The sequence below is a fragment of the Bacteroides sp. genome, assembly GCF_028690125.1.
Classification (GTDB): Bacteria; Bacteroidota; Bacteroidia; order Bacteroidales; family Bacteroidaceae; genus Bacteroides.
This window is the reverse complement of record NZ_JAQVBV010000006.1, coordinates 80,767-95,233: the sequence shown is the minus strand read 5'-3', so window position 1 is coordinate 95,233 and position 14,467 is coordinate 80,767. Positions and strand designations below refer to the sequence as shown.

The following is a 14,467-nucleotide window of genomic DNA, read 5'->3' as shown; positions in this document are numbered from 1 at the left end:
TTATGTTTATCTCAACAAAACGTAGAAAAAAAAAGTTCTGGTTTTTGAATTCTTTATTTATTAAAATAGCAAAAAATATATATTATTTATAAAACCGCCATAATTCTTTAATCTACCTTACAAATGTCATATATGATTAATCAACTGACCAGAAGTAAATCATACCCAAAATCCAAAACGTTAATTTTTGATACATATAGAAAATAGAAGCCAAAAAAAACTAATAAATAGGCAACACAAAAGAAAAAAGAGAAGTGGAAGCAACTTTTCGATACGTTGTGTGTTGAATTAAAAAATTTATAAACCTTCAACCTTTGAAAGTTTTTTTGAAATAATTTAAAAACTAAATGATTATGAGAAAAATTCTACTTACAGCCTTAGTGGCTAGTTCTCTATTTGCTTGTAGCGAGCAAGAAGCAACGGATACTCAACCTTTAGCAGGTGAAAACACAGTTACTCTTAGTCTGAAACAAGAAGCATTAAATAGAGGTGTTTCTGATCAAAAAGGAGATACTGAGTATGCAGTCATTGGCTCTGGAAAGATCTTTTTTATTAATGCATCGGGTAATAACATTTATCAGCGCGAACTCACCGCAACGGAAATAACCGCACTGGCCAATACCTCGACAACCCCCGGCAACAAGACGGTTACCATTACAGGTGTTCCCAACACCGCAACCACATTGTTTTTCATCGCTAATATTAAAACATCTGCCGGTGCCAGTTTCCCGATGGTAAGTGGTACTACAAGCGCAGACGCACGTCTGCGGATTGATCAATTGCAAGCCAACGCTACTAACGTACCGATGTCCGGACAAAGTGGGACGTTTACTCAAGTATCTACCAATGTCTATAATGCAGCAGTCACACTGACTCCTATGGTAGCACGTGTAGAAGTGGGACAAACTACCTGCCAAAATCAGAACGGTGTCGGACAACCAGCCGTCAGCGCAGATATCACAGGATACAAACTGTCGGGAGTATTTGTGAATAACACACGCCAGGATGTACTGTTAAGTGGCACTCCCTATTTGGTTGGTTCACCAATCGACATCAGAAGTCAAGCAGGATGGTCTACTTCATGGGCCACTTATTTCACTTCCGCCAACACCAGTTTTCCATATTATGTAGGTGGTAGTCCGGCTGGACCATCAGATTGGGTAGCTAACGCTTTATCTACTTATTGTACTCCTCTTGGTGCAAACGCTTTATCTTTCTATCCTGATCCAACCAATGGTTCAACCAGTACCGATCCGGCTGTTACACCCAAAAAAGCCTGGGGATATCAGATATGTCCTAGTACTACTGTTCCGGCAGGTTCTGCGGCAGACGTTCCTCATATAATCCTGAAACTGACAGATGTTACTTATGTAGACAACCCATTGGGATTAACCACTCAATATGTCACTGTAACCAAGTATAAAGATGATTTAGGAAATCCTGTTCCCGAATTTAAGAAAGGAAATGTATATCGCATCAAAAACTTGACGTTTACACACAATGAAGCAACCAATCAACCCTATGAGACAAACATCTCTGTTACAGCAACTGTTTCCGTTGCTCCTTGGGTAATTAATAATGTAAATCCTGATTGGAACTAAGCATTCAGAAATCATCTTACCCCTCCGTCATGGAGGGGTAACTATAAATATATAAAGTATGAAACGTATATCATTCCATCTGGTTATAGCTTTTATATTGCTGTTACAAGGGTGTATAAAAGACGATTTACCTGAGTGTAAAAGTGAGTTATTGCTTAGCTTCCGGTATACGCTGAATAATCAATTTGCTAATTTATTCGGTTCTGAAGTTCATCGAATCACAGTTTATATATTCGACAGCCAGAATAAATATGTTGATTATATCTCAGAAGAAGGAAGCCAGCTAACGAATGACTATGTAATGCATATTCCTCTTCCCGAAGGTACATACAGCGTAGTAGCTTATGGTGGAGATTTCAATACTTATTCGGCGGGAGAATTAGATCGCCAGATGAACTCTCTAAACCAGACACTCCGCAAGGGAGTGACTGATATAAACGATTTTCGTGCAGAATTAAAAAATATCAAGGGTGCTGAAGATTACCTATATCCAATCCATACCCCAGACGATCTCTATGTCGGATTAGCTACCCATGCTGTATCAGCAATAAGTAACAAGGATGTGACACCGGTAGATCTGATCAAAGATACCAAAAAGATTAAGGTTAAAATCTCTGGAACCAATTTTATTAATGGACCACTCGATGTATATATCACCGCACTGAATGGCCGATATCAATTCGACAATAGCATAGACAGTCAGCATGGTATATTCAAATATACTCCGATAAACACTATTTTACAACCCAACTATATGGAGACCGATTTGAAAATGATGCGTCTAGTAATAGGACAAAGACCTATGCTCGTGATAAAAAACAGTGCCACTTCGGAAATAATTTATCAGGAAAACATGATTGAACAAATCTTGTTAATACCTAAGTATACTTCACAAGAGGATATAGACCGTGAAAATGAATTCGTTTTTGAGATCAACCTGAAATCAAACGAGAATCGTATTGAAATTACAGTTTCGATCAATGGATGGAAAATAACTAACATTATTCCCGATAATTAATGTAATCACGATTTAGTATTATTCAACAAGTAATATAATGAGCCATGAAAAATAGATTGATCATCTTGTTATTGAGCACTCTCATCTGGGAAGCTTGTACCTCAGAGAGTATCACCGATGATAAGTTTCAAACAAACAATGCGTCGATAAATTTATCTGTAAGCACATTGGCCGTCAATGACCCGGCATCAATAAATCAAGATCAGTCTTTCGGAAGTCTGGCTATATACTTATACAACAATGATGCATCTTTCACGCTAGAAAGATCTGTTCTTCTTCCTTCCTTTACACCCACCAGTACCAGAGATATTCCTCTGCAAACTCAGATTGGGACTAAAATACTCTATCTTATTGCTAACTATGCAGGAAAAACGTTTAAGTTAAGTGATGGAAGTGTAATAACGCTGAGTACAACCACCAGCAAACAGCAATTGGACAATATTATCACCGAAAGTGGTAGCGGGTTCTCGCCGGCATCGTTGCTGATGGTAGGTAAGCAATCAATCTCTATCGCTTCCAGTGACAATGGGAGAATAGTAAACGTACCTCTACGTCGTTTGCAGGCACGGGTAGATGTGCATGTTTTTAAGGGAACAAATTTCGGAGCCAATGTTGTAACATTAGAGTCGATTACACTTCATAATCAAGTACTCAACAGCGAAGTTAAATTCGACTATACAGTAAACAGCGCGCAGATGCTGACATCGCCTATGTTTAACAACCAACTTATTACAAATACATCGGCACTATCATCTTATGTCAACGGAACCGTTTTGCAACCTACCAATGCAAAGGCTAATTTTTACAGTTTTCAAAATCTGGTTACGGTATTGTCTCCGCTACAAGCAACAGCTCCCTACCTAGAAATAAAACTAAATTCCAACGGAGTGAGTCATACGTACACCGGATACCTAACTGATAATAACCAGACCGCCAACAAATACTCCTTATTACAAAACAATGTATATCAGGTATTAGCGGTTCTGGATATAGACTCTAAAATCGTGCTCAATGTGACTGTTCTTCCTTGGAACCAGACAAATATTGAATATGAAAGACCCATTACCGCCAATGATTTTACATTTGGTCCATGGGGTACATCTTGGGGAGGTATCAATGGCAAAACGATGAATACAAATGTAGGAGGTATCGAAGATGCAGTGTTCCAGTTTCAACTCAAAGCTCCTGTTGGTGCTGCTTGGACAGCAACCCTTAACAATGGGCTCGATTTCGGATTTACTTCATCGACAGCAGGTACCACCACTCCAACCGTTTCAAGTGGGTTTACCCAAATCGGGGTTCCTTACCTGATTGCAGTCAGAGCCTTAAAAAGATGGACAGGAGTATCACGTGATACAGAGCTTTATATTACAGTAGAAGGCAATGAAATACCAATCAATCCGATAGTAGGAACCCAACGTGTCTACGAAGGCACGGATACGAGAATAAAGATAAAGCAAGTAGCATCCTATAATTAATCGATAATCATGAGAAGTATACTATATACCATTTGTTCGATATTTTTCCTATTCTCTTGTTCGAATGAAAACGAGCTCGAAAAGTACAGTGAAGACAATGGACGCATCGTGTTAAAAATGCAGCCCTATAATCCTTCTTTACATACTCGCGCCACAGAACCAGGCAACGATGGACTGAATGAGAATAAGATAGAAAATATGCACGTATTCTTCTTTCCACAAAACGCAGCAGATAATCAAGCTTGCATCAAATACGAGTCTTTCAATGGATTGTCGTTTCAGGGTACCAGCGTATTTACAAAAGAGCTAACCACTTCCAGAACTCTTTTCACAGCTAATGTCACCTATGATATCTATACAATTGTCAATCTACCAGCCAATGTATCCATCCCGTCATCCATCACTCTGGGGAGTCTAAAATCACTGCGTACCCTGTCGCCTGTCACTAGCAATGGTATACAAAGTAATTTCGTACTGGACGGTAAATCCTCGGCCATATTAAATCCTACCACGCTTACACCTATTATATCTGTGGATATGCCACTCAAGCGTGCTATGTCAAAAATAAGAGTGAAGTTTAGTCTGTCACCTACAGCTGGGGTTGCAGCTGCCACCGTAGCCCAAGTTTCCCTCAGGCACTTTGCCAAAAGTGGTTCACTACTGGATGGTACCCCCTATGCCTTGACAACAAGCGACTATGATGACTCTCCGTATGTGACAGCAACTCCTGCCAATACATTTACTTTCTATTGTTATGAAAACAACTGGGGAACTAACGGAACCAATGAAACTTATCTGATGGTGAATTTACCTTACTCATCACACCTATCGAATTACTATCGCATACCCATCAATAAATACGCCAATAATCCTCAGACGGGACGAATTGAACGAAATATGATATATGATGTCGTAGCCTATATTGACAACAATGGAACGGACAATGAAACAGGTACCGTATCCATCAATAGTAACTGTACAATTACCGACTGGACTACTTATGAAGTAGTGCTACAAACCGTCAGCCAACACTATCTGGGTATTAGCGAATATAACATCATCATGCCCAATGTTTCGACTTTTACACTGAATTATGTATCCGATTTACCGGTTAGTGTCACTAATGTGACTGCTTCCTGTACGCAATACAGTAGTACCGGTGCAGCATCTAACGTAAGCTATACGAGTGGTCAGTCTCAGTTCCCAACGTTTACTGTCAACGCTGCAACAAGTACCATTACGATTAATAGTGCAATACCGATCAATTACGTACCTAAGAATATGACATTTACTGTCACCAATAATCAAGGATTGAGTTTGAATGCCACTATTGTACAATATCCGGCCAGATACGTCACTGCCCGATTGTCCACCGGTAACATAAAACCGGAATTTTTCACAGGTGGTACGAACCTAAATCTGTTCACCGTCAACACATTGGTTCCCAGTTCCGACGGTTCCTATACCTTAGGAGATCCGACTAACGGATATTCCAAAACAGATTCTACTGCGATCGGCAATAAGATGGTATCGCCCCGCTTTATTATTGCGTCACAATATGGGGTGTATACTCGCGTAGCCTACACCATGGCACAGACGCGCTGTTTTCTATACGGCGAAGACATCTACCGCAGCGGCTGGCGCATGCCAACAAAAGCTGAAATAGAGCTGATCAATTTTATACAAGACGATCCCAATAGCGCCGTAAAAGCGTTACTTACCGGTGATGCCTACTGGAGTGCTTATAAGTATGACTATTACAACTTTGTAAACAACTCATGGACTAGCACCGACATCAACGGAACCGCATTTGTAAGAGCCGTGTACGATCTATATAAAGACGAACAATAAATTGAAAAATAGCAAATATGAAGCATCTATTCTATATGTTAATATTCCTACTTTGTAGTTGTACAAGTGAGGATTTTCAGGATAAACTCGCCAAAGAGGGTGAGGATATTACTTTAAAGTTTAAGGTAGACATCCCCGAAGAGCAACCTGTGGACACACGTGCCATCAACGAGAATTTAATATCCGATCTCCGGCTATTGGTTTTTGATGAAAACGGACGATTCATAAGCCGTCATCAGGCAACGCTCAGTGGCACTAATTTCGTGGTCACTCTTCCCCAGAGTAACAATAAACGTATCATACATTTTATTGCTAATTTCAACTGGAATAATTTCAACGATGCCGCTTCCGTAACGAAAGACGAGGGAGAAATTGTAGCATCTTTACAATCTACCGACCTCATATTCTGGCAACGTATGGTACTGGCCTCAGGCATTAATACCAACTCTTTTACTACACAACCAATATCGCTTATTCGCAATATGGCGAAATTCTCGCTTGAAAACAGAGCAAGCGTAACGCTGACAAACGTCACCTTCGCCTTGTTCAATAAAGCTTCTGCCGGTAGTGTAGCTCCGTTCAATACAGTGAGCCGTACCTTCGATCCAGTAATTACCGAACCCGCTGGAGTTACTTTTACCGATGCAAGTACATTTGGATCTGCTGACATTTATACTTTCGAGCGTAAAAACTCGACGGTGACAGACAGTCCCACTTATGTTATTATTCGGGGAACCTATGCAGGGGTGACCTGCTATTATAAAATCGACATCATCGATGCGAATAAAAATATGTATGACATAAAACGGAATGTATGGTTCAAGATTATCATACAAGGGGTGACTTTGCCTGGATACCAGACTTTAGAAACCGCCCAAAACTCACCTGCATCAAACAATATTTCGGCATCTGTCCTATTACAATCCTATCCTACGATTTCTGACGGATCATTTGTTCTGTCGGTAGATAAAACAGTAGTGTCATTTACATCAAATGGACAAACATTACGTGCAAATGCAAGTTACAAAACGGTAGCAGGGATTTCACTGAATAGCTCTATTACAGTAACATTGGTTCAAGATCCCAATTTTCCGGTAGTAAACGGAGCTGTTTCGTACGATGTGGCAACAGGCAATCTTACCGCCAACATTAATAATGTACCCGCCAATGGGGTTTCCTATTTTGCTACGATCAAATTAGAAGCAGGCAATTTGTCGCGAACGATACGTCTGATGCTCCACTCCCCATTCACATTTACCAATATAAACCTGACACCTTCGGCGGTAAGCAATGTGCTGGAGTCTCCTGCAACGCTCAAGTTTACGATTCCTAGCGAGGCTAGTTATCTTTTACCGTTCAACTGTTACATCACCTCGGCCTATCTGACTCCAAGTTTCGGCAATATTGAAGTGATACATGAAAATGGATTGTATAAGTATAAATGGAAAGTTACCGCAGTGGGTGAACAGACCATTAATTTCAAGACCAATACAAACAATGCTGCGGAAACAATTTTCATAGATGCTGATTTATTTCAACGCGGTCAGATTACTTATTCAAATACAAATGCTGTTAACCGCTTTTCAAATGTGGTCATCACTCCTAATCCAGTAAATTTTGGAGTGACGAATGCTGTTCAACTCAAGTTTACGGTACCTACAGCTGGTACTTTTAAGATATATACGTCAAACTTGAATCCGGTAAGCGGTACTGTTGTAGGCGGCATCTACACTTATACTACAGCAGTAGCAGGAGCACAAGTGATAAACTTTACCACCAATAAGCAGAATATAGCCGAAACCATCCGATTGACTGGTATCAACTATCTGGATTATTCTATTGCTTTAAAAAATCAGTTGGTAAACCTATCGGGTACTCTGACTTATGGAACTGCTTCTACCAGTTCAGTAATTAACAATGGAACCATAACTGCCTCTGTGGGAACAAAAGTAGTCGGTATATTCAGTACAAGTGCCACTGGTACCTATCAAGTCTATCTTGAGGTAAACATGGGTGATGTACTCACATTTCAGTACACCTCTGGAACCGGAAAAACATACTCAACTACAACGACAATGACCTCAGCGCTTATGACCATTACGAAAAAACTGCTTTAGAAGAGATACGGGACTGACCCAAAAGTTCAAAAAAAACGTTTTTTACACTTTCTACAGATTTCCAGAGAAGTGATAGTATAGAAAATCGTTTTTAGGATCAGTCCCTAAATACAATGATGCACCAAATATTTCTTATCCAATATATGCTTGGGTTATCAATAAGATCGCTCTAGGTGAATTTAATTCGCTTTGAAACAACTTATGATAGAAAAGATGTATAAAAATGAGACAAAAAACAGAAATAAGTATCGATGTATGGAGTGCTTACAAATACTAGTTCGACCAATTCTTCCATTATAACCTCTGAAATGACGCATGGGAACTAGACTTATATAAGAGACCCAATATTGCACATCGGTAAACCTTTCCATGTTCTCTATTTCCACCATCAACACGTGGTATATGTCGTGATTCCTATTCGTGGAACGAAAGCCAACAGCCTTATCGAAGGTTTATTCTGTAATAATAGATTAAACTGGGTGGTGAATAATTTTCTTTAGACACCCTCTAATAGATATACAGAAAGTGGCTGTAAACTCATCATTCACAGCCACTTCTATTTATAGGATTTATATTTACCTTATTTCACTTCCTCAAAATCAGCATCCTGAACATTATCTCCATGCTTATTATCCTGCTGACCAGTTCCTGCGCCTGCATTAGGGTCAGCCTGTGCTCCCTGGGCACCGCCTTGCTGTGCATACATTTCAGCACTTGCAGCCTGAAATGCTGTGTTGATTTCAGCCATAGCAGTATCAATAGCAGCCAAATCCTGAGCTTTATGAGCATCTTTTAGTTTCTGCAAAGCAGCTTCAATCGGAGCTTTCTTGTCAGCTGGCAACTTATCACCCAAATCTTTCAACTGATTTTCAGTAGAGAAAATAAGGCTATCAGCCTGATTCAGCTTATCAATCTTTTCACGTTCTTTCTTATCTGCTTCGGCATTGGCAGCAGCCTCAGCCTTCATTTTTTCAATCTCATCTTTACTCAAACCGCTGGAAGCCTCGATACGGATAGCCTGTTCTTTCCCAGTTGCTTTATCCTTAGCAGATACCTTTAAGATACCGTTAGCATCGATATCAAATGTAACTTCAATCTGAGGAACACCACGACGAGCAGGAGCAAGACCCGTCAAATTAAACTGCCCAATAGATTTGTTCTGTGCAGCCATCGGACGTTCACCCTGTAACACATGGATAGTAACTTCTGTCTGGTTATCGGCAGCAGTAGAGAATGTTTCACTCTTTTTACAAGGAATAGTTGTATTAGCATCGATCAATTTAGTCATGACACCACCCATTGTTTCAATACCCATTGACAACGGAGTAACATCCAACAATACAACACCTTTGATTTCATCAGTCAATACTGCACCTTGTACCGCAGCTCCCACAGCTACTACTTCATCCGGATTCACTCCCTTAGAAGGAGTTTTACCAAAGAGATCTTCTACTATCTTTTGAATAGCAGGGATACGAGAAGAGCCACCTACCAAGATTACTTCGTCAATATCAGAATTACTCAAACCTGCATCGCTCATAGCCTTCTTACATGGTTCCAAACAAGCTTGAATCAAATCGTGAGCCAATGATTCAAATTTAGCACGAGTCAAAGTCTTAACCAAATGCTTAGGCACACCATTTACCGGCATAATGTATGGTAAATTAATTTCTGTACTTGTTGAAGAAGAAAGCTCAATCTTAGCTTTTTCAGCAGCTTCTTTCAAACGTTGCAGTGCCATTGGGTCCTGAGTCAAGTCAGCACCTTCATCGTTCTTAAATTCCTGTGCCAACCAGTTGATAATTACTTGGTCGAAGTCATCACCACCCAAGTGAGTATCACCGTTAGTAGAAAGAACTTCAAACACACCACCACCAAATTCAAGGATAGAGATATCAAATGTACCACCACCCAAGTCGAATACGGCGATCTTCATATCTTTATGAGCCTTATCCAATCCGTAAGCCAGAGCTGCAGCAGTCGGTTCGTTTACAATACGTTTTACTTCAAGACCTGCGATTTGTCCTGCTTCTTTAGTAGCCTGACGTTGAGAGTCAGAGAAATATGCTGGAACTGTGATGACAGCTTCTGTTACCTCATGTCCCAGATAATCTTCAGCTGTTTTCTTCATTTTTTGAAGAACCATCGCAGAAATTTCCTGTGGAGTATACAGACGTCCGTCAATATCAACACGCGGAGTATTATTATCACCTTTCACTACTTTATAAGGAACGCGTGCAACTTCTTTCTGTACCTGATCCCAATTTTCACCCATGAAACGCTTAATAGAGGAAACAGTACGTTGCGGGTTAGTAATAGCCTGACGTTTAGCAGGGTCACCAACTTTACGTTCACCGCCATCTATGAAAGCGACTATAGAAGGAGTAGTACGTTTACCTTCACTGTTCGCAATTACTACAGGTTCGTTACCTTCAAATACAGCAACACAAGAGTTTGTAGTTCCTAAGTCAATACCAATAATTTTTCCCATGATTGTTATTTTTATTTATTATTATTCAATTTCTTTTTGTCCGGTTGGTTTGTGCCTTTCTTCAAGTGCCTCGTCTCAAACGGACGTTGAGTAAAGGACAAACCTTGTGCCAAAAAGGAATTAGACGAATACGTGACATAATATCTGCCAAAAAGACAGTTTCAATATATTCAATGTCGCCTCCCTCACCAATAAGCGAGCTGACGACTGATTCTTTAAACAAATGCAAGCGCCTCTGGTTCAATGAAGAAAAGAATTTCCTATTTTTGCAGCATCATATTCTAAAACAAAAATAAAATGAAATCTTTACTATGTCTATTTGCTACATTAATATGTACTGCATTATTTGCACAAAATCAGCAACTCACAATCGGAGTTGCAGGTAATGGTTATGTAACTACTCAAAGCGACGGTGCCCAAATTACACAAGCCGGACTTTCGAACTGGACAAATCCCGCAAGTATTACAAGTATTTACTTCTATCTACATCAACCGACAACAGCCGATTTGTCATTGTACGCCAAAGGACATTCTATAATTAAGGTCAGTTATGGAAACAAGGTTTTCAAAATAAACCTCCATTCTAATGAATTTACGAAAATCCCTGTAGGAAGAATTAACGTCTTACAACCCGGTTATATACAAATCAATCTACAAGGTATATCAAGGGAAGGTAAGGAATTTGGTGAAATACAACAATTAATTGTAGACAATGTCTCAGGAGAAAGCAATTACATAAAAGACTTCTCTGAGTATTGGGGACGTCGCGGTCCATCTGTCCATTTAGGATATACATTGCCGGAAGGAGATACGGAATGGTTTTATAACGAAGTTACAGTTCCGAAGAAAGGTGAAATTATGTATAGCTATTATATGGTAACCGGATTTAGCGAAGGATATTTCGGCATACAATACAATTCCCCAATAGAACGACGCATACTTTTTTCTGTATGGAGTCCATTTGATACAGAAGATCCTAAAAAGATTCCGGAAAACCAGAGAATAAAAATGTTACGCCGAGGTAAAGATGTAAATATCGGAGAATTTGGGAATGAAGGTTCCGGTGGACAAAGTTACCTGAATTACCCTTGGAAAGCCGATAGTACTTATAAATTCTTAATGCAAGTCAGACCGGACGGAAACGGGAATACAATCTATACAGCTTATTTTTATGGTACAGAGGAAAAATGCTGGAGACTTATAGCCAGTTTCCTGCGTCCAATGACAAATACATGGTACAAATATCCTCATAGTTTCCTAGAGAATTTCAGCCCAGAACAAGGATATCTATCACGTGAAGTATTCTTTGGGAATCAGTGGGCACGAAGTAAAGAAGGAAAGTGGACGCGTCTAACTGAAGCAACATTCACCCACGATGCAACAGCAAGTGCAAAAGTTCGATTAGATTATCAGGGAGGAAATGCAAAAGAAAATCAATTTTACCTGAAAATGGGTGGTTTTTTCAACGAATCCGTTCCCATGGGAACAAAATTCCATTGTGAACCGACTGGCAAAGAACCCGAAATAGATTGGGAAATGTTAGATAAGCTATAATCAGTCTCAGACTATTCAATAATATAAAGAAGAAAGGCTCATGTCACCAAAATAACATGAGCCTTTCTTCTTTTATTTATCTTTTTTATTTTTCTAGAACAATAACCAACGCATCATTCGAATCATACAATCCAATTCCTCCACCAGATAATACATCAAATGATTTTACTTCATTCATCGCTTTCAATATTTTACCTTCTAGTTCCATATCAGGACAAGCCATCATGGTAGTAGCTATTCCTGGGAAAGAAATAGATTTGGCATTATCAGTATTTGTTTCAAAACCACCATTCATCAAATTACATCCGGCATTGCCATGAATTGTTTTTTTCTTCACATCAAAAGCCAAAAAAGGTTGTTTTTCCATTCCCGAAGGAACTGCTTTGCCATTTACTTCTTTAATTTTCCATTCACCACTCAGAACTGAAAGTTTCACGTCTGACGTTTTCTTTTCAAGTACTACGATCGGACGATTGGATGCATTACACAAATACATCTTGTTTTTACCTGATTTCTTGTATGCTTTCACTTGTCCCAAAGCACTCAAAATATTATTTTCTGTAGTCATATCAGGACACATCATTCGAGTACTCGCCATTCCTTTAAGATCAAGGCTACCTGGTTTTGCATTTGCATCAAAACTGCCCATCATACGGTTACAGCCACTATTACCGGATATCCGGCCCGTAGCCGTATCAAATGCAATAAACGGAAGATTTTTACTTTCATCCGGAGCTACTTTTGAACCATTAACTTCTATGATATTCCATTCACCATTGATAGATGATATAGGAAGTGCCTTTTCTACTGAACGGCATGAAGACATTACAAGTGCTACACTTGCAACGCAAATCGAAACAAATACTTTCTTCATTTTTATAACGTTTAAGTTAAAATCGTGGGCAAAGGTACCAAAAAGATTGAGAAAAATCACTCAATACAATATAAAATGCATACATTTGCTTTTGAATATAAAACAAACGGACATTTACATAGTTCATTTTAAAATAAACAGCCATGAGAATAATCATACTGACTCTGCTTTTATTTTTCAGTTGCATATCAAATATTGCAGCTCAAAATGATTACCTTGTCTCCACCTCTGCCAACCAAGAGCTTCCAACTAGCGACGAAAAGCAGTTTATTAAGCAAAATTTTCCATTGCAACTTATATGTAAATGGACTCCCGGAGTAAAATTCATGTTTAATCCTTCCGGACGTGATCAATTCTTACCAATCCTTTCTTCATGTGATAGTGAAAAGGAAGTAGACAGCAAAATATTAAGACACAAAATACTTACGTTTGTAGGTACAGAAGAAAAATCTCAAGAATTATCTTTTGGGACAAACTATTCCACACGTTTTCTTTTTGATTGTGAAGGAAAAAAGTATTATTATGAATTTAAAAACATACGAATAGACGAAATTTGCGATAAGAATCCGCGTGCTTGTATCAACGGATTGGTATATTTACAAGATGTAGACACAGCTAAAGACTTATTAGTAGGAAGAAAAATATATATACAATCTGAGAGCGTACGAATAGATGATGCAAACAATTATTCAGGTTTTCAGGATGTAACCATTCCTGCGAATTTGGAAGCAACGATTACTGCCGTTGGAGTTGGTAACCAAGTATACCCTGTCAAAATTATCTTTAAAGATAATCAAGGGCACTCTTATTATCTAGAACTAGCTCTATCGCGGACAAATTCTGGTATGGACTTAAACAATTTCCAAGCAGAAAAAAAAATGAAATACTTTTCTAATGCAATTAGCTTTACTAATAAGAATTTAAATAATATCGAAGCATTAAAAAACAAATATATAGGATTGACTATCTATCCTAGAAAAATGCTAGAAGCACAGAGGATTACCTCATTTGAAAACAGCCCTATGAAATCCCGGATACAAATCCCTCGATATACCATTTTAAATATAAAAGATATTGCAACCTCCTCTGCTCCAAATACATTAGCGATCCTATCAGTGAACGATGAAAATGGAGCAATTTACCAAATAGAAGTAGATCTTAAGTATGACATAATCATCAAAAACGAAAATTATATTGAGGATATTTTCGGCTTTGGAGATATACGTCAAAAATATTCAGGCATCACTAATGAACGCTGGGCAATAATCTCCCGAGGCGAATTAGAAGAAGGAATGAACGCAGAAGAATGCCGTTTATCCATAGGCAATCCGGTAGAAATACGATTTAAAAAAGATACCCGCTTCGAGACTTGGTTTTATAATAGTATGACATTGGAATTTGAAAACGGCACCTTACAACGTTTCAAATAAAAAGCAATGCTTACGAATGATTATCTGAAAATAATCCCGTATATTTGCTCCAT

9 protein-coding genes are annotated in these 14,467 nt (G+C 38.9%); 7 read left to right on the top strand and 2 right to left on the bottom strand.

The genetic code is table 11. The features are described from left to right. Nucleotides 1-353: 353 nt before the first annotated feature. Genes PHO71_RS05800 through PHO71_RS05780 form a run of 5 tightly spaced genes read left to right on the top strand, consistent with a single transcriptional unit; the run spans nt 354 to nt 8,065 of the window. Nucleotides 354-1,601 (top strand): hypothetical protein, encoded by a 1,248-nt coding sequence (locus tag PHO71_RS05800; protein WP_300200250.1) that lies wholly within the window; start codon nt 354-356, stop codon nt 1,599-1,601. 58 nt (nt 1,602-1,659) lie between these two features. After that, nucleotides 1,660-2,619: a FimB/Mfa2 family fimbrial subunit gene (locus PHO71_RS05795; protein ID WP_300200247.1), complete on the top strand. Its 960-nt coding sequence runs from the start codon at nt 1,660-1,662 to the stop codon at nt 2,617-2,619. A 44-nt stretch (nt 2,620-2,663) separates the two neighbouring features. Next, nucleotides 2,664-4,097 carry a hypothetical protein gene (locus PHO71_RS05790; RefSeq protein WP_300200244.1) on the top strand — a complete coding sequence of 478 codons (1,434 nt, stop codon included), beginning with the start codon at nt 2,664-2,666 and terminating at the stop codon, nt 4,095-4,097. 9 nt (nt 4,098-4,106) lie between these two features. Continuing rightward, on the top strand, nt 4,107-5,948 hold the full coding sequence (locus PHO71_RS05785; protein WP_300200242.1) for a hypothetical protein: 1,842 nt from the start codon (nt 4,107-4,109) through the stop codon (nt 5,946-5,948). Between the two features lie 17 nt (nt 5,949-5,965). Then, nucleotides 5,966-8,065 (top strand): hypothetical protein, encoded by a 2,100-nt coding sequence (locus tag PHO71_RS05780; RefSeq protein WP_300200239.1) that lies wholly within the window; start codon nt 5,966-5,968, stop codon nt 8,063-8,065. 580 nt (nt 8,066-8,645) lie between these two features. On the opposite strand, the gene dnaK is transcribed toward PHO71_RS05780, so the two are convergent. Continuing rightward, entirely contained in the window at nt 8,646-10,556 is a 1,911-nt protein-coding gene (gene dnaK, locus PHO71_RS05775; protein ID WP_300200236.1) for a molecular chaperone DnaK, read from the bottom strand. A 297-nt stretch (nt 10,557-10,853) separates the two neighbouring features. Between dnaK and PHO71_RS05770 the strand changes: the two genes are divergently transcribed. Then, nucleotides 10,854-12,110, top strand: a complete 1,257-nt coding sequence (locus PHO71_RS05770) for a DUF3472 domain-containing protein (RefSeq protein ID WP_300200233.1) — start codon at nt 10,854-10,856, stop codon at nt 12,108-12,110. 85 nt (nt 12,111-12,195) lie between these two features. On the opposite strand, the gene PHO71_RS05765 is transcribed toward PHO71_RS05770, so the two are convergent. Then, nucleotides 12,196-12,984 (bottom strand): META domain-containing protein, encoded by a 789-nt coding sequence (locus tag PHO71_RS05765; protein ID WP_300200230.1) that lies wholly within the window; start codon nt 12,982-12,984, stop codon nt 12,196-12,198. Between the two features lie 143 nt (nt 12,985-13,127). Between PHO71_RS05765 and PHO71_RS05760 the strand changes: the two genes are divergently transcribed. After that, complete coding sequence (locus tag PHO71_RS05760) at nt 13,128-14,414, top strand: hypothetical protein (RefSeq protein ID WP_300200227.1); 1,287 nt, start codon at nt 13,128-13,130, stop codon at nt 14,412-14,414. Nucleotides 14,415-14,467 lie beyond the last annotated feature (53 nt).

What these genes read in the sequence shown, in the direction of transcription:
- PHO71_RS05765 (WP_300200230.1), bottom strand. Translation starts at nt 12,984, where the DNA reads ATGAAGAAAGTATTTGTTTCGATTTGCGTTGCAAGTGTAGCACTTGTA.
- PHO71_RS05790 (WP_300200244.1), top strand. Translation starts at nt 2,664, where the DNA reads ATGAAAAATAGATTGATCATCTTGTTATTGAGCACTCTCATCTGGGAA.
- dnaK (WP_300200236.1), bottom strand. Translation starts at nt 10,556, where the DNA reads ATGGGAAAAATTATTGGTATTGACTTAGGAACTACAAACTCTTGTGTT.
- PHO71_RS05780 (WP_300200239.1), top strand. Translation starts at nt 5,966, where the DNA reads ATGAAGCATCTATTCTATATGTTAATATTCCTACTTTGTAGTTGTACA.
- PHO71_RS05760 (WP_300200227.1), top strand. Translation starts at nt 13,128, where the DNA reads ATGAGAATAATCATACTGACTCTGCTTTTATTTTTCAGTTGCATATCA.
- PHO71_RS05800 (WP_300200250.1), top strand. Translation starts at nt 354, where the DNA reads ATGAGAAAAATTCTACTTACAGCCTTAGTGGCTAGTTCTCTATTTGCT.
- PHO71_RS05770 (WP_300200233.1), top strand. Translation starts at nt 10,854, where the DNA reads ATGAAATCTTTACTATGTCTATTTGCTACATTAATATGTACTGCATTA.
- PHO71_RS05795 (WP_300200247.1), top strand. Translation starts at nt 1,660, where the DNA reads ATGAAACGTATATCATTCCATCTGGTTATAGCTTTTATATTGCTGTTA.
- PHO71_RS05785 (WP_300200242.1), top strand. Translation starts at nt 4,107, where the DNA reads ATGAGAAGTATACTATATACCATTTGTTCGATATTTTTCCTATTCTCT.